Genomic DNA, 17,536 nt, shown 5'->3' with positions numbered 1-17,536 from the left:
AAGCACCGAATAGAAAGAAGGTCCGCCATGGGGGACACAGTGTTGACAACCGATCACGAGGACCTCGGACTGCCGGTCGAGGTTCACTGCCACGGCTTCGGGGAGGTGGACTTCTCGGAGTTCGCCACGCTCGACCTGCTTCTGCTGAACCAGAAGTGCGCCGAGGAGAACGTCGCGTGCATTCCCACGCTATACCTGCGCCAGGACAAGCTGGCCGACTTCGAGCAGTTCATGCGGCGCTACCGCGCACAGCGGCTGGCCGGACTGCTGCCGCACATCCTCGGCATCGCCCTGGAGGGACCGCTGCTGGCGAGCCACGGCGGAACGCCGGCCGCCACCGTCTGGGCGCCGACCCGGCACGAGTGGGAGCGCCTGGCCCGTCTCGGCGAACTGGGCCTGGTCTATACCGTGATCTCCCCCGACGCGTTCACCGGCGCGTCCGGACTGCACGACAACCTGGACAACCGGCACCCGCGGCTGGACTGGATCGTGCCGCTGCTTATGGCGCACGGTGTCCGCCCCGCGCTAGGCCACTTCACCAAGGCGGACCCGAAGGGCGCCGCAGAGCTGGTGCGCGACATCGTCGACCTGGCCTGGCAGGGCGACTGGGCGGGCACCGGCTCCCGGGTGATCACCGACCACCTGTTCAACGACATGCCGCTGAACATCCGGCACGCCTTCCGCACCTCTGCGGCGCGGGCGACCCGGGAGAGCACGCTGGCCGTATACGACCTGCCGAACTGGACGCTGGCCGACATGGACCGGATCGCCGGTCCGGTTCCGGCCGCGATCATGCGCGAGGCCGCCGCCGGTCGGATCTCGGCCTGCATCAACTTCGACGGCGAGCACGTCGACCTCGCGATCGCGAACCGGGCGGTGGAGCTGATGGGCTTCGCCAACTCGATGATGATGACCGACCGCTGCGACTCCGCGCGGATCGGCGGCCAGGGGCTGCACCAGACCGAGGAGAACGGCCTGTGGTACCAGGACGGCGGCATCGTCGCGGCCGGCTCCCAGCCGTTGGCCCGTCAGATGCGCAATGCCCAGGGCCTGGGGATCGCCGACGCACCGCTGTGGCAGCTGGTGGCGGGCACGGCGCACCGGGCCTTCGGCACCGGCGCGGCCACCGAACTGGCCGTGGCCGTCGGGGCGCGCTGACCCGCGGCCGAGCCACGCGGTGCGCAACCGCTGACCAAGGGCGCCTGCCGCGCCCCGACCCGACGTGAATGCAGTAGGGAGCAAGTCATGCTGAACGCACTCGACCGCCTGACGGTGGACTGGTCGGACCTGACGAAAGCGCGGGCCCAGACCAAGGACATCCTGCTCGAACTCTCCGAGGACAAGGCGGCGCTGCGAGAGCTCCTGGAGCGGGCCCGCGAGGAGGAGGACCTCTTCGACAAGTGCGAGCACCACCGGCTCCTCGACAAGCTGGTGATCTACGACGCCCTGGACCGGGGCTTCCGGATCCGGGTCCACGTCTCCACCGAGGACCACCGCGACCGCCCGCACGACCACCGGTTCTCCTTCACCTCGCTGATCCTGCGGGGCCGCTACCGCCACGTGCGCCACCAGCTGGTGGGCCGGCCCGAGGACATCCCCGACGAGGTGCAGGACGACTTCGACGCCCGGGACAGCGACCTGCGGGTGGAGCCCCGGTTCGCGACCAATGAGGTCGCGGGCAACTGCTACACGCTGCACCACAGCGAGATCCACACCACCTACACGACACCGGACACGGTCTCGCTCTTCCTGCGCGGCCCGGCGGAGAAGGAGCGCTCGCTGATCACCGAGCGCGAGACCGGCAAGGTCTGGTGGCGCTTCGGCGAGGACCAGGAGAAGACCGCTCGGCGCGGCAGCAAGCGGATCAGCAAGCAGTACTTCGACGACCTGACCCACCGTCTGCAGGGCATGGAGGTCCTCTGATGACCGAGACAGTCGTGAACCCGGCCGACCAGGCCGTGTCCGAGCAGGACGCCGTCGCCTTCATGGACTCGCTGCCCGCCGTGCGCTGGGACGACCTGGAGGCGGCCGCCGAGGTGACGGAGGCGATCGCCCGCCGGCTCGGCGAGGACCGCCCGCTGCTGCGCGCGCTGGTCGAGCGGATCCGGCGGACCCCGGAGCTGCGCGAGAAGTGCGAGTGCCACGCGCTCGACGACAAGCTCGTCCTCTGGGACGAGCCCGAGAAGGGCCTGCGGATCAGGCTGCGGCTGGCCAACACCGACCAGTACGAGCGGGTGCACAACCACCGCTTCAGCTTCACCGCGCACATCCTCAGCGGTGCCTACCAGCACACCCTGTACGCGACAGACCAGCCGCTGGACGAGACGGCGGACGTCAGCCGGTTCTGGCCCCACTTCGTGCGCGAGGAGCCGACCGGCAGCTGCTTCACCATCCACCACGAGCAGCTGCACACCACGATCACCGAGCCCGAGACCATCTCCCTGATGATCCAGAGCCCGGCGGCCAAGCGGCGCGCGTTCATCATCCGCAAGGCCGACGGCCAGGTCTGGTGGCGCGAGGGGGCCGCCGACGAGACCGCCGAGCGGCGTGCCGAAGTACGGATGAGCGACGAGCGGTTCGACCACTGGGTGGCCCGGCTGGAAGCGATCGGGGTGCTGTGACCGTCCGCGAGAGCATCCTGCGCTACGGGGCGTCACCGTGGCACCGGATCGACGTCTACCAGCCGCCGCAGGAGCGGGTGCAGTCCCGGGTCGTGCTGTTCCACGGAGGCTTCTGGCGGCACGACCGGATCGCCCGCGACCTCGAACCGATGGCCGTGGCGCTGGTGGGCGACGGCAGCGCCGTCGCCGTCGTCGAGTACCGCCCGGTCTGGGACGGCGGCTGGTGGCCCGGTGCGCAGGACGACTGCACGGCTGCGCTGGACGCGCTCGCGGAGCAGGACGCAGGGTGGGACACCGCTGTGCTGGCGGGCCACTCGGCCGGCGCCCAGCTGGCCCTCGCAGCGGTGGCAGGCCGTTCGGCGGGCCGCCGACTGGTGCTGCTGGCCCCCGTGGTGGACCTGGAGCGGGCGGCCGCCCTCGGGGTCGGCGGCAGCGCCGTGCCGCACCTCGTCAGCCGGCACCTCGCGGCGGGCGGCCGCTGCGCCGACGCGACCCCGCGCCCGACCGCCGCCGACCTGTCGGCGCTGGTGGTGGTCGAGGCCGCGGCCGACCAGGCCGTACCGACCGAACTGGTCGCCGAGCAGCTCGCCCAGTGGTCCGCCGCGGGGCTGGCACCCGAGCACCGGGTGGTCCCGCAGGCCCGGCACATGCACCTGGTCAACCCGGAGCGCGCCGCCTTCACGACCGTCCGGGAGCTGCTGATCGCGACCGCCGGGCCCGCGTCATGACACCCCGTCAGCACGACCACATCGCCCTGGGCCCGGCCGGCGGCAGCTCGCGCCCGCTGCGGATCGGCGTGCTGGTCTCCGCTACAGGCGCCAACCTGAGCACGCTCCTGGCCCTGCAGGACCGCGAGCCCGAGGCGTTCCAGGTCTGCCTGGTGGCCTCGCACGGCAGCACGGCCAAGGCCCTGGAGGTGGCGCGCGGCGCCGGCGTGGAGACCTGGACCGGCGACTTCGACGCCCACTGCGGGCTCGCCTCACAGGCCGTCGACGAGGCGGGCAGGGCGCGCTACCGCGAGCGCGCCCGCGCCTGGCACGACGGCCTGGACGCTCGGATCGCCGCCTGGGAGGCAGTCGACGGGCCGCTGGACCTGTTGGTCCTCGCCTACCACCGGTGGATCGAGGGAAACCTGCTCGACCGGTTCCACGGCCGCCTCGTCAACCAGCACCCGGCCGACCTGAGCGTGCTCGACGCGGACGGCCGGCGCCAGTTGGTGGGGAACGACCCGGTGCGCCTGGCAATGGCCGCCGGCCACACCGCGACGCGCACGTCCTGCTTCCTGGTCGACGGGACCAAGGACGGCGGCCCGGTGCTCTGCATGGGCGCGTCCGTCCCTACCGACGGACGCGCCGCCACCCCCGAAGACGCCTGGGAGCAAGAGCTGTTGCAGAAGACCGAGAGCGACCGGCCTTGCCTGGAGTGGACCGTGCGCGCCTTCGCCGCCGGTCGCCTGGCGCTTTCCGGTGAAACCCATCCGGACGGCAGCCGAGTGGTCCTGGTCGACGGGCAGGCCACCGCGCTCGGCGGGCGGAGACTCTGATGGCACCTCTGGAACTGGACGCCGTCCTGCCCCGATCGGCACTCACCGCCACGGAGTTCGACGGACTGTCGGCCGACCCGGCCAAGCGGGAGGCGTACCGCTACGACACCTACGCCCGCGAGGGCCTGCGGTCGTTCAGCGCGCTGACCGACCTGACCCGCAGTCACGAGTTCACCTTCGTGGTGCTCAAGCCGGACGCTGTCGCGGGCCGGCGCTGCGAACTGATCCTGGAGATCCTGCGGTCCCAGGGCTGGCTGCCGGCCGCCGCGACCACGATCCGCTTCGACCCGCTGCTCACCCGCGAACTGTGGCGCTACCAGTTCAACGCCGCCTCCGCGCAGCGGATCGCGGTGGTGGACCACCTGCTGGGTTCCGGCCCGGCCCTGCTGGTGCTGCTGCACGACACCCGGCGCCCCGCCGGGATGCCGGCCAGCGTCCGGCTGACCGCGGCCAAGGGCTCGGCGGATCCGGAGGCCGCGCGCGGCACCGACCTGCGCAGCCGGATCGGCCGGGTGAACGGCCTGTTCAACTTCATCCACACAGCGGACGATCCGGCCGACGTGATCCGCGAGCTCCAGCTCTTCTCGTACCAGGCCGGTTGGGACTGGTGCGCCCGCGCGCTGCGTGAGCCGGGACAGGTGGCCGACGGCTGGTCGCCGGAGCGCGATCCCGCGTACGCCCTGCTCGCGCAGGTCCACGCGGCGGTGCCGGCCCATGACCTCGACCTGACCGCCGCACTGCGACGGCTACGAGGCGGCGGTGGCCGCTGGGCCGAGCTGGCGCAGCGGGCCGGCACCCGCGAGCAGGTCGGGCAGTGGCTCGACGCGCTCGGGCCGGACCGGCTCCCGGCGGGTCCGGCCCGGTGGGACGTGCTCACCGTGGTGACCGGGTGGATCGACTGCAACGAGCGCGGCGTCGCCCCGCTGTTGTCCACCCCCTCGGCCGCTGCCTGGCAGCCGGCCGACGACGACGGGCTGCGGTCCGAGCAGGAGGGCGATACATGTCTGGTCTGAGTGGAGCGACCACCGGTCGGAGGGTTCCGCCGTTCGCCGGGACCGGGAACCTGATCTACCGGTCGGAGGTGGTGCCCCGCTTCGTTGGCGGCTCCGGCTGCTTCCTGACCGCCGACGACGGCCGTCGCTTCCTCGACGCGGAGGCGGCGAATGGCACCGTGGCCTGGGGGTACGACAGTTCGCTCCTGCGGGAGGCCGCCCGGCGGTGCCTGGAGCTGCCCGCGCTGCCGTCGTTCTGCGAGTCGCCGCTGCGCCTGCGCGTCCTGGAGCGGCTGGAACGCCTGTTCTCCGAGGTGCTGGGGAGACCGGGCCGGGTCGAGTTGGACCTCGGTGGCGCGCAGGGCATGGAGACCGCGTTGCGGATCGCCTTCAGCAACAACGGGCCCGGCACGGTGGTCGTCTTCGAGGGGGCCTTCCACGGCCGGTCGGGCGTGACCAGCATGCTCAGCTCCAGCCCTCGCTACCGCGAACTGCTCGCAGCCTGGGGTATGGAGGTTGTCCGGCTGCCCAGCCCGGACTGCCGGACCTGCCCGCACGCTGCCGCGATGCTCGCCGCGACGGGCGGCCCAACGGCCGCCTGCGACACGGGGTGTGTCAGCGCGGTTTCGCGCTGGGGCTCCGAGCTGTCTGGCGTAGGCGGGAAGGGCTTCGGGCGCAAGGTCTCGGCGTTCGTCTTCGAGTCGGTACAGAACGTGGGCGGCATGGTGGTGCCCGACCCCGCCCTGCTGCGGGCAGCGGTGGACCACGCGCGCAGCCAGGGCGCCGTGGTCATCGCCGACGAGATCTTTACGGGCATGCACCGGGTCGGCCCGCGCTGGGGTTTCCAGCTGACGGGCGTCGAACCCGACGTGGTGGTGACCAGCAAGGGCCTGAGCAACGGCGGCGCGGCGCTGAGCGCGGTGTGGGCGCGGGAGCCGCTGGCCGACGCGGACCACTACCCGCCCGGCAGCCACTCGTCCACCTACGTCGGGATCCCGCATGCGCTCGCCATGGTCGAGACCGTGCTGGACCGCTGGGCGGCCTGGCAGAACGTCGAGGCCGACGTCGCCGCCCTCGAACGCGGCATGCACGGCCGCCTGGTCGAGCTGGCCAGGCGCTGGACCTCGGTCGTCGACCGGGTGGACGCCACCGGCGGCACGGCACGCATCGTACTGAGCGGCCCGTACGCCCCCCGATTGCGGCAGCTGTGCACCACCGTCCACCCTGACCTGGGCGTCCTGGTGGCTTCGACCGGCATGGCTCCCGACGTGATCAACATCCACCCGCCGCTGGTCATCACGGACGGCGAGTTGGACCAGCTGGCCGAGGTGCTCGACCTCGCGCTGCGAGTGCTGACCGAGGAGACCGAGGCCGCCGCGGCAGCGAGGGGACCGGCCCGTGACTGACGATACCGATTCGGTGGTCTGTGTCTGCCTGGCGGTGACCGAGGGCTCGATCCTGGCGGCCATCAGGCGCGGACACCGGGACTTGGCCGCCGTGCGCAAGGAGACCGGGGCGAACACCGGCTGCGGGGACTGCGCCCTCGACATTGAGGACCTGCTGGCGCTGGAGGCGTACCCGGGACAGGTGATCCACCGGTGAAATCGATCGAGCTGGTCATCTTCGACAACGACGGCGTTCTGGTCGACTCGGAGCGACTGGCCAACACCGTGCTGGCCGAGCTCCTCACCGAGGTTGGTATCCCCACCACCCTTGACCAGAGTATCCGCGACTACATGGGCGGATCCTTCGCCCGAGTCCGGCAACTCGCCGAGGAGCGGGCGGGTTTCCCGCTCCCTGAGGATTTCGGCGAACGCTTCCAGCAGCGCCTGTCCGCCGTGCTGCGCACCGGCCTGGAGCCGATGGCGGGCGCCCGGGCAGTGCTGGAGGCGCTGGCCGCACGTGGCACCCGATGCTGCGTGGCCTCCAGTTCCGACCCCGAGCGGCTGGCACTGTCGCTCGACGTGACCGGCCTGGCCCCGCTGGTCCAGGGGCGGGTCTTCAGCGCGGCCGAGGTCGCGGCCGGCAAGCCCGCGCCTGACCTGTTCCAGTACGCCGCGGCGCAGATGGGGGTCGATCCGGCGGCCGCGCTGGTGGTGGAGGACAGCGAGCTCGGTGTCCGGGCCGCCCGGGCCGCCGGCATGCGCGTGATCGGCTTCGCCGCGGTCACCCCGCCGGAGCGACTCGCCGCCGCAGACCACGTCATCCGGGACTTGGCGCTGCTGCCCAGCATGCTCAACGATCTCGCAGCCGAATGAGAAGGCACTGTTCCATGTCCAATGAACCTGTCGCACCGGTCGTCCGTCGTGAACTTCCCGATGGCCGCCGGGTACTGGTCCTGCCGGCCGACGACGCAGTGGTGCTGAGCCTGGTCCTGCCGACCGGGGCGCGGGACTTCGGGACCGGCGGAGCTGCGGCCCTGGAGCTGCTCGGCAGCGCGCTGCTGGACGCCCCGGTCGACGGGGCGGGCACCGGCCTCAACAGCTGGTTGCGCGAGCGCGGCGCGGTGGCCGAGGCGGTGGTCGATCAGGAGAGCGTCACGCTGCGCTGCCGGGTGTCGGTCGACGGACTCGGCGACTGCCTGCCGGTCTTCCTGACCGCTGTCGCCCGGCCCACCCTCACCGACGCCCGCTGTCTCGTCGCGCACCGTGAGCTGTCCGAGCTGCGGGCGGCCGGGCCGTCCGCCCGTGCCCGGGCCAGCCGGCGGCTGCGCGAATTGCTCTTCGGGTCGCACCCGTTGGGCCACTCGGTGGACGGGTCGGCAGAGCTCCCCGCGCTCGACGCCGCCCAGCTGCTGACGCTCCGCCAGGAGCTGCTGGCCGTCGCGGCTCCGGTCGTGGTCCTCGCCTGCCCGCCGTCGGTCGTCCCGGCGGCCCTGGAGCTGCTGGCCGGCGGGTTGCCGCCGGTCGCGGCCATCGGATCCGGGACTGGTGGGCGCCGGGCGCCAGTCGCGGAGGTCTTCTCGGACGGCGGCATCAACCTGCGGGCGGCGGACGGTGGTCCGCGGGCCTGGGTGGCGGCGGGCGGGCACGCCCCCGCCCGCACTGCCCCCGAGGCAGCCGCGTTCGGGGTGCTGGCCGAGGTGTGTGGGGCAGCGGAGGGGTCTCTGCTGCGGCGAACGCTGTACGAGGACTTCGCGTTGGAGTGCACGGTGGCTGCCGAATATCTCGGGTACGGCGACTGCGGTTTGTGGCAGCTGGAACTGGAGTTGGACACGGAGGCGGTGGCGCTGACCGAGGCGGCGGTCCGCGAGGTGCTCGAACTCGTCGCGAACGGGCGCCTGTCGGAGCCGTCCTTCCGGGCGGCCCTGGCGGCCGCCCGCACCGCGGCCGCCACCGAGGCGGCCGACCCGGTGCTGCGCTCCGTCCGTGCGGCCGTCGAGTCGATCGACGACGCGCCCGGCCAGGGGGCCGGCGAGCGGGACGGTGGAGAGCCGGGCGCCGGTGACTGGGCCGGGCGGCTCGCCCGGGTGACGGCGCCGGACGTGGCGCTGGCCGCGAAGCAGGTGCTCCGCACCTACTCGGTCGCGGTCGTCTGAGTCGCGCCCGGCTCGTGACGGACTATTCGATGGATCACCAGAGGTGTGGAGTGTGGACAAATGGATCGTGACCTGACCCGATTGCAGCGGCTCGACTGGTCGCGGATCGAGGTGGCTGAGCAGGTCGCGGGACAGGTGACCGACCTGATCTCGACGCCGGGCGCCCTGCGCGAACTGATGGACAACGCGCTGGACGACGCCACGCTGCTCAACCTGTCGGAACGCCAGTGGTGGGGCGACCGGATCGTGCTGTTCGACGATCCCGACAGCATGCTGAGGATCCGGCTGCACCGCTTCGACCAGGGGACGCACTTCCCGCACAGCCACCGCTGGCCCTTCCACACCCGGATCCTCAAGGGGCAGTACCTGCACCGCTTCTACGGACCGGAGGCGGTGGTGCGGGCGCAGCTGGAGGCTTCGCCCGGCTCGCTGATACCCAGCATGGTTCGCAACGAGGGGGCGGGCTCCTCCTACGCGATCGACCAGCACATGGTGCACTCGGTCACCTCGGCGAGCAACACCTTCTCGCTGGTCATCCAGGGGCCGCGGCTCAAGGCACAGTCCCTGCGCACGGCCCAGGACGGGTCGATCATCTGGAAGGGCGGCCGGGCGACCGAGGCGACGAGCGTGGTGCGAGAGGTCGAGATGCCCAAGGACCGGCTGCTCGAAGTCCGCGAGGTGGCACTCCGCTCCGGTCTCCTGGATCGATGACGGGATCGGCCGAACGCTGAACTGCCGAGGGGGCCGGGCGCGGCACCAGCCTCGCCCGGCCCCCTCGGCCTGATCCGGCTCAGCCCACCGCTGCGACGAACACCAGCGAGTCGCCGGTGGCGGTCACCGCGTCGTCCGCGGCAGACAGGAAGCATGACTCGCCCCGGCCGAGCTGCAGTTCGCTGGCTTGGGGGTCCTGGAGCACAACCCCTCCCTCAACGCACAGCACGATCCGCGGCCCGGCGCCGGGGACGGTGACCGACCCGATCCCGGGAGTGAGCCGGTACAGCTCGAACTCCGGGGCGGGCGTGTGGTAGACCGCGACCGACTCTCCGAGCGCTTCCGGTCGCAGCACGGGCACCTCGACGGTCGGGTCGACGATGCGCAGCAGTTCGGGAACGTCCATGTGCTTGCCGGTCAGGCCCGCACGCAGGACATTGTCCGAGTTGGCCAGCAGCTCGACCCCGACCCCCTTAACGTAGGCGTGCAGTCCGCCTGCGGGCATGAACAGCGCCTCACCCGGTGCCAGCACCAGGTGCCGGAAGAGCAGCGAGGCGAGCACCCCCGCGTCGCCCGGGTGGTCGGCCGCGATCCGCACTGCGGCGTCGTACGCCGCCGCGTGCTCCCCACCGGCCGCCGCGAGGCGGGCACAGGCCGCGACCAACTCCGCGATCAGCTCGCCGCGCTCGGCGGCCGGCCAGGTGGTGACGAGCCGGAGCGCCTCCGTCAGGCAGGCGGGCGGTGCTGCGGTGCGCAGCACCGTGAGCAGCGGGAGTAGCCTCGGCAGCCCGAGTGCTTCGAGGATCTCTGCCGATTCCCCGGGCGACCGGAACCCGGCCAGCGCCTCGAAAGGCGTCAGTGCACAGATTATTTCCGGCTTCGGCCAATCGTCCACGTAGTTCCGAGTCAGATCGTTCCGGTCGAGCCCCCGATCGTTCTCCTCCTTAAAGCCGGCTTCCGCCTGAGTACGATCCGGATGGACCTGAATCGACAGTGCCTTCTCCGCCGCCAGCACCTTCAGCAGGAACGGCAGCCGGGAGCCGAAGCGGTCGACGCACTCCCGGCCGAGCTCACCGACCGGATCGGCGGCCACCACGACGTCAAGTGTGGTGCGGTGAGCACCGCGAGTCAGCCCGGACGGCGCGCTGGGGTGCGCGCCCATCCACAGCTCGGCCTCCGGGCCCAGGGCCGGGACCGGCCGCTGCTGCAACTCGGCGATCGACACGGTGGAGCCCCACGCATAGGGCTGAACAACGGGTTCCAGAATATCCATTAGATCATTTTATGGCAGCAGAATCCCGACTGCCATCGCCGGACTACCGGTGATTTGTTGCCATGGGGTCAGGTCAGCTGTATCGGTGAGGACAAGGCCCTTCGGGGGTGCTGCCATGACCGCACGAGTACCGTGTCCGCCTGCTCCTGGTCCGCTGGAGGAGTACGCGGCCAGGTTCGATGATCTGTTCCGGTCGCTCGCTCAGCGGCGGAGGTTTCGGGAGTACCTGACCGGTCTGCTGCTGCCGAGGGACCGGAACAAGACGCTGACCGCACTGGCCGGGGCCGAGCCGCCGGTGGCCTGCAGCACCCGCAGCCCGCGGGCTCTCGCCTTGGCGGCCGCGGCGTCCAGTAGTGCCGTCTTTCCCACGCCGGGCTCGCCCAGCAGCACGACGGATCCACCGGCATCCGGGATGCCGGCGATGAAGTCGTCGAACCGCGCCAGGTCCGGTGACCGGCCGACCAGCGACCCGGGCGGGGTGTCCGGTGTCCTGTCCGGGTCCGATGCGTCGAGCATGATGCCGTGCCTCCGTCGCAGGCGTTCGAGATGCCTTCATTGAAGTCGCCGGGCAAATCCGCCAGCCAGGCAAAACGACGTGCAAAAGTGTCCGTGCCAGGCCGTCGGCAGGGTTTGCCGGGCCGCCTCGGACGGCTCGTTCAGTGGCACCACGTCATATGACGGGAGCGGGACCGCCGTCGGCGCTCCTACCGTCACAGGCGGGGCCGGGCATCCTGCCCCGCGCATGACCGTCGACGGCTTCCTGTTCCTGGTCCGGGACACGTTCCCCGGATCCTTCGCCGAGGACCTGATCGAGCGGGCCGCGGGCGGGTGACCTCGGCCCGGCAGCCCCCGATCCCAACGTACGAGGAGTCCCATGAGTACAGAGTTCCCCCGCCGCAGGATGCTGACCGCGGGAGCGGCGCTGGCCGGGTCGGCCGTGCTGGCGGCAGGTGTCGGAGGGCCGGCCGCGGCCGCGGCCCCGAGCGGTACCGGTGAGAGGAAGCCGAGAGTGAAGCCCACCATCGTCCTGGTGCACGGCGGCTACGCCGACTCCTCCTGCTGGAACGCCACCATCGGCGAGCTGCAGCACAAGGGCTACACCACGATCTGCGGGTCCAATCCGCTGCGCGGCATCCCGACCGACGCCCCCTACATCGCCAGCCTGCTGGACAGCATCGCCGGCCCGGTCGTACTGGTCGCCCACTCCATGGGTGGAACGGTCATCACCAACGCAGCCGCCGGGAAGGCGAATGTCAAAGCCCTGGTGTACGTCGCCGCATTCGTGCCCGACGTGGGCGAGACGCAGGGCGAGCTCATCACCAAGTTCCCGGGCAGCGAGGTCGCGCCGGTGAGCGTGCCGGTGCCGTACACCAAGGCCGACGGCACCACCGAGACCGATCTGTACCTGGGCAGGAACGGCCAGGCGGCCTTCGCCGCCGACCTCTCCACCGCCGACTTCCAGATCCTCCAGGCCACGCAGCGGCCGTTCGACGCGGACTCCTTCACCTTCCCGACGACGGCCGCGGCCTGGAGGACGATCCCGTCCTGGGGCCTGGTCGCCGGCCGGGACAAGGCGATCCCGCCGGCGTGCGAGCGCTGGATGTACACCCGCGCCAACGCCCGCAAGGTCGTCGAAGTGCCGACCTCCTCCCACGTCGTGATGCTCAGCCACCCGAGGGTCGTCGCCGACCTCATCGACGACGCCGCCAGGGCGGTCGGCTGACACCGGAGGCGCGTGACCCGGCCACCTTCGCGGCCGGGTCAACCGGACCGAACACGGGGAGGTCAGTCGAGGACGTAGCGGAAGAAGGACGCCAGGCCCAGTGCGCCGACGCACAGCATGACCAGCCCCACCGTGCGGCGGGTGTGGTCCGGCGGGCCGGGGGGTGGGCCGCTCACCGGGCCGTAGGTGCCGGTCGGATCGCGGGTGATCACGACCTGGGTCCCGGGGGTCTCGCAGCGGCCGCCGGTGCCCAGGGTGAGGGTCGAGCCGTCGGGGAGGCGGACGCTCATCCTGTCGTCCGAGGTCCGCAGGTCCGGCGGGTCGGTCCAGCACCGGAGCACCACCGCGTTCTCCGGTACGCCCCGGTCGTGCATGGCCTGCTGCTCGGCGCCCGTCAGCCAGCTCCAGCCCAGCAGCAGCCATCCCGCACCGGCCAGCAGGGCGGCCAGGAAGTTGAGCGGGCGGTCCTCGTCCAGGACGATCACGCCGAGCAGCAGGGCGGCCATTGCGGCGAGGGCGACCAGGACGTAGCAGATCATGGTCGGCACGGAGCGCTCGCCCGTGTGGTCCACCGTGAACGCGGTCAGCCAGACCAGGCCGACCGTCAGGACCAGTTCGGCCACCGTGATCAGCAACAGCTGGCCGGCGATCAGCCAGCGTCCGGAGCTCCCCCACCACCGCGCCATATCAGCCAGGATGAATCACGGGGGCGGCGAGGGCAACCCTGACTGTTCGTCAATTTCGTTGCTGGGAAGGATCATTCCTGGCAGCGCCTCCTGCTCCCCGGCGACCACCCGGACCGGATCGGACGGGCGGCGGCACTCCCGGCCCAGGCGCAGCATCCGGGACTCCGGGTCGTGCAGCAGCCGGCCGCAGCGCAGGCAGCGGACCTCGGCGGGCAGCCTGGCGGGGATCGGCGGGATCAGCGCGGGATCGGACAGCGCGGGATCGGACAGTGCGGGAACTGACAGTGCGGGATCGGACATCCGCCCAGTCTGCCGCCCCGCACCGACCACCGGTACAGGTCGGGCCACGGGTACGGCTCAGGCCGGGGTGAGCGCGAGGACCGCGAGATCGTCGGTGAGCCGCTCGCAGTGGCCGCGGACGTCGCGGTCCAGGAAGGCCACCACCGCCCGCGGGTCGGTGGTGCCGAGCCGGGCGAGCCGTTCGGCCAGCGGGTAGAACACCCCGGCCCGGTCGCGGGCCTCGCTCACGCCGTCGGTGTGCAGCAGCAGGGTGCAGCCGCGCGCCAGCTCGACGGTGGTGGGCCGCTCGCCGTCCGCCGCCAGGTGCCCGAACCCGAGCGGCAGCCGGTCCGGGCAGTCGACCGGCTCGGCGGCGCCGGGGCTGAGCAGCAGCGGCGCGAGGTGGCCGCGGTTGACCAGCTCGACCCGGCCGGTCCGCGGGCAGTGCTGGAGCAGCACCGCGGTCACGAACAGTTCCTCGTCGGCCCGGTCGGCCGCCTCCCGCAGCACCTGGCGGTCGAGCTGCCCCGCCAGCTCCGTGAGGTCGGCCGTCTCGTGCGCGGTCACCCGGAAGGCGCCGATCACGTCGGCGACGGTACGGACCGCGTCCAGCCCCTTGCCGCGGACGTCGCCCAGCAGGACCCGGGTCCCGAACCTGGTCTCGCAGACCTCGTACAGGTCACCGCCGACCGCGACGTCCGCCTGCGCCGGACGGTACAGCCCCGCGGCGCGGAGCCGGCCCGGGGCGGCCGGGACCGGCCGCAGTACGGCGTGCTGGAGGGTGTCCGCGATGGTCCTGACCCGGACCAGGTCACGGGCCTGCCGACGGCGCTGCCAGGACAGCGCCGCACCCAGCACCCCCGCGAGCACGGTGGTCACGTACACCCAGATGTGGTGCTGCTCGGCGAGGTGTCCGGCGCGCTCGGCGAGCATCATCTGCAGGCCGACCGCGACCAGCGTCGAGGCGGCCACCAGACCGGGGCCCAGGCCGAACGCCACCACCACCGGCAGCACCGTGCACAGGAACCCGGCCGCCACCGACTCGGGCAGCGCGTACTCCAGCCCCAGGTCGACCACGACCAGCAGCACCGGGAGCCACAGCACCCAGCGCGGCGCCCTGGTCGCCTCCGCCAGCGCCTGCTGCCAACGGGCGACCGCGGACGCCTCGGTACGGCGGACCCCACCGCTCTCCGTCCGGCGGACGGCGGTCGGGGCCCGCTCGGCGGAGCGGGAACGGTCGGGCAAGGGTCCTCCTGGGACGGCGCGCGGCCCCAGGACCTGCTCCCGGCACCGCGGTGCGCCGCTTCCCCCATGGTCGCCCGCGGGCCCGGCCGATCCGGCGGCCGAAGGTCCCGCCGGGGAGGGACCAAGGGCCCGATTCAGACCGTCGTCACCGGCAGCGTCCGGTAGCCGCGCAGCACCAGCCGGTCACTCCGTACCGCGGGCGTCGCCGTGCTCCGCCCGCCCCGGGTGAACGGGCGACGGCCGCGGCTGCGTTCCCGCAGGCCCCGGAGCAGCAGCGCGGCTCCGCGGACGGCCGCCGGGCGCGCACCCGGGCTGTCGGATACGGCCCGGGGCGGCGGGATCTAGGGTGGCGGGATGGAGATCTGGATCAATCCGCGTTGCAGCAAGTGCCGTGTCGCCCTCACCGAGCTGGACGCGGCCGGCGCCGAGTACACCGTCCGCCGCTACCTGGAGGAGCCGCCGACCGCCGCCGAGCTGGAGGAGGTGCTGGCGCGGCTGCTGCTGGAGCCCTGGGACATCACCCGGCTGGACGAGCAGCCCGCCAAGGAGCTGGGCATGAAGCAGTGGCCGCGGGAGAGCGGCGAGCGGGCGCGCTGGATCGCGGCGCTGGCGGAGCACCCGGTGCTGATCCAGCGGCCGATCATCACCGCGGACGACGGGCACGCGGTGGTGGCGCGCACCCCGGAGGCGCTGCGCTCGGTGCTGCCCGGCTGAGCGGCGGCGCCTCCCCCGCCCGGCACGGCTCAGTCGCGGGTGACCGTCCGCACCGCCTCGCCCGGACGCCAGGAACGGATCACCAGCCGGCCGTCCTCGACCGTGGTCAGCACCGCCTCGGTGACCCCCAGCCGGAAGGCGTGGAACGGCCCGGGCGGCGGCTGCGGCAGCTCGCTCTCGTACGCGGACAGCTCGACCTCGTCGGTGATCTCGACGGCGACACCGGAGATCTTGGCGTCGCCGTCGGTCATCGTCTCGTCGCCGGGATGGCTGTGCAGCGCGAAGCGGCCGTCCCGGCGCAGGTCGAGCGCCTTGACCGCGCCCGGCATCGACCCGATCGTCAGGTCCGCGCCGGTGAAGCCCACCTCGGTGCCACTCACCCGCGGCGCTCCGGTGGCGCGCAGGGTCGCCAGGACGTGGTGGCGGTGGGCCTCGAACCGGGCCCGCACCAGGGGCGCGAGGTCCGGCGCCTCCTGTTCGAAATCCTGCCAGGTAACCATGGCGCCAGTGTGGCACCGGCCGGCGGCGAACCGGCCGAGGACGGCCCGCCCGGCCGGGCCCGCGTTGTCGGCGGGCCCTGACAGACTGGCCGGATGGCACAGACCTACATCGCATTCCTGCGCGCGATCAACGTCGGCGGGCGGACGGTGAAGATGGAGCGGCTGCGTGAGCTCTTCGCCGAACTCGGGCTGGAGCGGGTCCGCAGCTACATCCAGAGCGGGAACGTCTTCTTCGACACCGAGGAGACCGACCGCGCGGCGCTCACCCGCCGGATCGAGGAGCACCTGGCATCCGCGCTCGGCTACCCGGTCCCGGCGATGGTGCGTACCGTCGCGGAGGTGGAGGAGCTGGTCGCCGCGGACCCGTTCGCGGAGGTCGAGGTGACCCCGGAGCTGCGGCTCTGCGTGGTCTTCCTGTCCGAACCGCTCCCGGAGGGCCTGGAGTTCCCGGTCCGCTCCCCCAAGGGCGACTGGGAGATCCTCGGTGCCACGCCGGGCGCGGCGTACGTGGTGATGCACCTGCGCGACGGGCGCCTCGGCTCGAACCCTGCCACCGCCTTCCCCAAGTCCTATCCCGGCCACGGCACTTCGCGCTTCTTCCACACCACCGTCAAGATCCTCGCGGCGGCGAAGAAGCCCTGATGCGGGACGGTCGGCGCCGTCGGCGGCGGGTCAGTGCGGGAACAACCGGGGCGGCCGCTGCCGGGGCAGGGTGTCGCGGAACTCCTCGATGGCGGTGCTGATCTGGCGGGTGCGCACGGTGTGCTCGATCCGGTCGAGGTAGCGGTGGCGGGCGGCCAGGGCCTCGACGGTGACCGAGAAGTAGAGCGTCATCAGCGGGTTGACGAAGAGCTCACTGTGCCGGGTGCGCTCGGTGAATTGGACGTCGCCGAACTCGCCGCGCAGGGCGGCGGCGACCGAGCCCTGGACGATGCTCGGGTGCTCGGGGAAGGCGGCCTGCGCATGGGCGACCGCGTCCAGGTAGAGGGCGCCCTCGCGGGAGTCGCGCGGGATGGAGAACGCGCCGAGGTAGCCGCCGGCCCGGTCCAGCGCGGCCAGGTTCTCCAGCACCAGGCTGTGGTTGACCCCGTGGTACGCGTCCACTCCGAATCCCAGGCAGCTGACCAGGCGTTCGGGGATCTCGGTGAGCCCGGCCACCGCGGCCAGGCTGGCCATGTCCTCCTCGGGGGTGCCGAGGCCCGCCTCGTCGCCGCGCATCAGGATGTCGGTACCGCCGTCGACCAGCAGGACGGCATCGATGCCCAGGTGCCGGATGAGGGCCCGGTACGCGGCCCGCAGCGGCTGCACCCCGACCGACCCGAACGCCCAGACGGTGTCGGGCAGTCCGTGCAGCCGCAGCCAGCGGGCCAGGGTGCGTTCCGGGAAGTACGGTTCGGCGGACCGGGTGTCGGGGCGGATCTCGGCCACCTCCGGCTCCAGCCAGACCTCGGCGTCGAGCCCGTACAGGTGGCTGAAGGACAGGCTCGCGAGGTGCACCTCCTTGCCGGCACCCCGGAGCGCGAGGGCGATCGGCAGTCCCGCGTAGACGTCGAAGCCGCCGCCCGCGCCCGCGATCAGGATCCGCCCGGCGGACTTCAGGCGGGCCAGCAGCGGAGGTTCGAGGAGCGAGGGCATCCGGGGACCGTAACAGGCCCCTGAGGCCAAGTCAGCTCCCGGGTCGGTCAGCTCCAGGGCGGGCGGCGATCCCGGC

21 protein-coding genes are annotated in these 17,536 nt (G+C 72.4%); 14 read left to right on the top strand and 7 right to left on the bottom strand.

Features of this window, described 5'->3' with window-relative positions; genetic code table 11:
* Positions 1-42: 42 nt before the first annotated feature.
* The 11 genes from AB0D08_RS01040 to AB0D08_RS00990 all read left to right on the top strand — a co-directional run bounded on the left by AB0D08_RS01040 (position 43) and on the right by AB0D08_RS00990 (position 9,405).
* Complete coding sequence (locus AB0D08_RS01040; RefSeq protein ID WP_033818179.1) at positions 43-1,158, top strand: hypothetical protein; 1,116 nt, start codon at positions 43-45, stop codon at positions 1,156-1,158.
* Between the two features lie 87 nt (positions 1,159-1,245).
* Entirely contained in the window at positions 1,246-1,923 is a 678-nt protein-coding gene (locus AB0D08_RS01035; protein WP_033818180.1) for a hypothetical protein, read from the top strand.
* Positions 1,923-2,621 carry a hypothetical protein gene (locus AB0D08_RS01030; RefSeq protein ID WP_033818181.1) on the top strand — a complete coding sequence of 233 codons (699 nt, stop codon included), beginning with the start codon at positions 1,923-1,925 and terminating at the stop codon, positions 2,619-2,621. The genes AB0D08_RS01035 and AB0D08_RS01030 overlap by 1 nt, the downstream gene beginning before the upstream one ends.
* Positions 2,618-3,349 (top strand): alpha/beta hydrolase, encoded by a 732-nt coding sequence (locus AB0D08_RS01025; protein ID WP_359885873.1) that lies wholly within the window; start codon positions 2,618-2,620, stop codon positions 3,347-3,349. The genes AB0D08_RS01030 and AB0D08_RS01025 overlap by 4 nt, the downstream gene beginning before the upstream one ends.
* Entirely contained in the window at positions 3,346-4,164 is an 819-nt protein-coding gene (locus tag AB0D08_RS01020) for a hypothetical protein (protein WP_359885872.1), read from the top strand. The genes AB0D08_RS01025 and AB0D08_RS01020 overlap by 4 nt, the downstream gene beginning before the upstream one ends.
* Positions 4,164-5,177, top strand: coding sequence for a nucleoside-diphosphate kinase (locus AB0D08_RS01015; RefSeq protein ID WP_359885871.1), 1,014 nt, complete (start codon positions 4,164-4,166; stop codon positions 5,175-5,177). Before AB0D08_RS01020 ends, AB0D08_RS01015 begins: the two co-directional genes overlap by 1 nt.
* Positions 5,165-6,562, top strand: a complete 1,398-nt coding sequence (locus AB0D08_RS01010; RefSeq protein WP_359885870.1) for an aminotransferase class III-fold pyridoxal phosphate-dependent enzyme — start codon at positions 5,165-5,167, stop codon at positions 6,560-6,562. Before AB0D08_RS01015 ends, AB0D08_RS01010 begins: the two co-directional genes overlap by 13 nt.
* A complete protein-coding gene (locus AB0D08_RS01005) occupies positions 6,555-6,758 on the top strand; it encodes a (2Fe-2S)-binding protein (protein ID WP_033818183.1) in 204 nt (67 codons plus the stop codon). The genes AB0D08_RS01010 and AB0D08_RS01005 overlap by 8 nt, the downstream gene beginning before the upstream one ends.
* Positions 6,755-7,414, top strand: coding sequence for an HAD family phosphatase (locus AB0D08_RS01000; RefSeq protein WP_233288905.1), 660 nt, complete (start codon positions 6,755-6,757; stop codon positions 7,412-7,414). Before AB0D08_RS01005 ends, AB0D08_RS01000 begins: the two co-directional genes overlap by 4 nt.
* A 14-nt stretch (positions 7,415-7,428) precedes the next feature.
* The gene (locus AB0D08_RS00995; protein ID WP_359885869.1) at positions 7,429-8,694 is read left to right on the top strand and encodes an insulinase family protein; all 1,266 of its coding nucleotides are present in this window, start codon (positions 7,429-7,431) and stop codon (positions 8,692-8,694) included.
* Positions 8,695-8,754: 60 nt separating this feature from the next.
* On the top strand, positions 8,755-9,405 hold the full coding sequence (locus AB0D08_RS00990; protein ID WP_051811738.1) for a hypothetical protein: 651 nt from the start codon (positions 8,755-8,757) through the stop codon (positions 9,403-9,405).
* A gap of 79 nt (positions 9,406-9,484) precedes the next feature.
* Here the strand turns inward: AB0D08_RS00990 and manA are convergent, their stop codons facing one another.
* Together manA and AB0D08_RS00980 are read right to left on the bottom strand one after the other, a co-directional pair.
* Positions 9,485-10,678, bottom strand: a complete 1,194-nt coding sequence (manA, locus tag AB0D08_RS00985) for a mannose-6-phosphate isomerase, class I (RefSeq protein WP_359885868.1) — start codon at positions 10,676-10,678, stop codon at positions 9,485-9,487.
* A 201-nt stretch (positions 10,679-10,879) separates the two neighbouring features.
* Positions 10,880-11,194 (bottom strand): AAA family ATPase, encoded by a 315-nt coding sequence (locus AB0D08_RS00980; protein WP_033818186.1) that lies wholly within the window; start codon positions 11,192-11,194, stop codon positions 10,880-10,882.
* A 358-nt stretch (positions 11,195-11,552) separates the two neighbouring features.
* Between AB0D08_RS00980 and AB0D08_RS00975 the strand changes: the two genes are divergently transcribed.
* Positions 11,553-12,401 carry an alpha/beta hydrolase gene (locus AB0D08_RS00975; protein WP_359885867.1) on the top strand — a complete coding sequence of 283 codons (849 nt, stop codon included), beginning with the start codon at positions 11,553-11,555 and terminating at the stop codon, positions 12,399-12,401.
* Between the two features lie 62 nt (positions 12,402-12,463).
* Here the strand turns inward: AB0D08_RS00975 and AB0D08_RS00970 are convergent, their stop codons facing one another.
* Genes AB0D08_RS00970 through AB0D08_RS00960 form a run of 3 tightly spaced genes read right to left on the bottom strand, consistent with a single transcriptional unit; the run spans position 12,464 to position 14,611 of the window.
* On the bottom strand, positions 12,464-13,087 hold the full coding sequence (locus AB0D08_RS00970; protein WP_033818188.1) for a hypothetical protein: 624 nt from the start codon (positions 13,085-13,087) through the stop codon (positions 12,464-12,466).
* A gap of 15 nt (positions 13,088-13,102) precedes the next feature.
* The gene (locus AB0D08_RS00965; protein ID WP_359885866.1) at positions 13,103-13,387 is read right to left on the bottom strand and encodes a DUF6011 domain-containing protein; all 285 of its coding nucleotides are present in this window, start codon (positions 13,385-13,387) and stop codon (positions 13,103-13,105) included.
* Between the two features lie 57 nt (positions 13,388-13,444).
* Positions 13,445-14,611, bottom strand: a complete 1,167-nt coding sequence (locus AB0D08_RS00960) for a PP2C family protein-serine/threonine phosphatase (protein ID WP_359885865.1) — start codon at positions 14,609-14,611, stop codon at positions 13,445-13,447.
* Positions 14,612-14,965: 354 nt separating this feature from the next.
* On the opposite strand from AB0D08_RS00960, the gene AB0D08_RS00955 reads away from it, so the two are divergent.
* Positions 14,966-15,325: an ArsC/Spx/MgsR family protein gene (locus AB0D08_RS00955; RefSeq protein ID WP_033818190.1), complete on the top strand. Its 360-nt coding sequence runs from the start codon at positions 14,966-14,968 to the stop codon at positions 15,323-15,325.
* Positions 15,326-15,354: 29 nt separating this feature from the next.
* Here the strand turns inward: AB0D08_RS00955 and AB0D08_RS00950 are convergent, their stop codons facing one another.
* Positions 15,355-15,825, bottom strand: a complete 471-nt coding sequence (locus AB0D08_RS00950) for a pyridoxamine 5'-phosphate oxidase family protein (protein ID WP_359885864.1) — start codon at positions 15,823-15,825, stop codon at positions 15,355-15,357.
* 93 nt (positions 15,826-15,918) lie between these two features.
* Between AB0D08_RS00950 and AB0D08_RS00945 the strand changes: the two genes are divergently transcribed.
* The gene (locus AB0D08_RS00945; protein ID WP_033818192.1) at positions 15,919-16,467 is read left to right on the top strand and encodes a DUF1697 domain-containing protein; all 549 of its coding nucleotides are present in this window, start codon (positions 15,919-15,921) and stop codon (positions 16,465-16,467) included.
* Positions 16,468-16,497: 30 nt separating this feature from the next.
* On the opposite strand, the gene AB0D08_RS00940 is transcribed toward AB0D08_RS00945, so the two are convergent.
* Entirely contained in the window at positions 16,498-17,460 is a 963-nt protein-coding gene (locus AB0D08_RS00940) for a DUF1152 domain-containing protein (protein ID WP_359885863.1), read from the bottom strand.
* Between the last annotated feature and the right edge of the window lie 76 nt (positions 17,461-17,536).

The sequence above is a fragment of the Kitasatospora sp. NPDC048540 genome (assembly GCF_040651175.1).
GTDB lineage: Bacteria > Actinomycetota > Actinomycetes > Streptomycetales > Streptomycetaceae > Kitasatospora.
The sequence above is the reverse complement of the archived record's forward strand: the minus strand, read 5'-3'. Positions and strand labels throughout refer to the sequence as shown.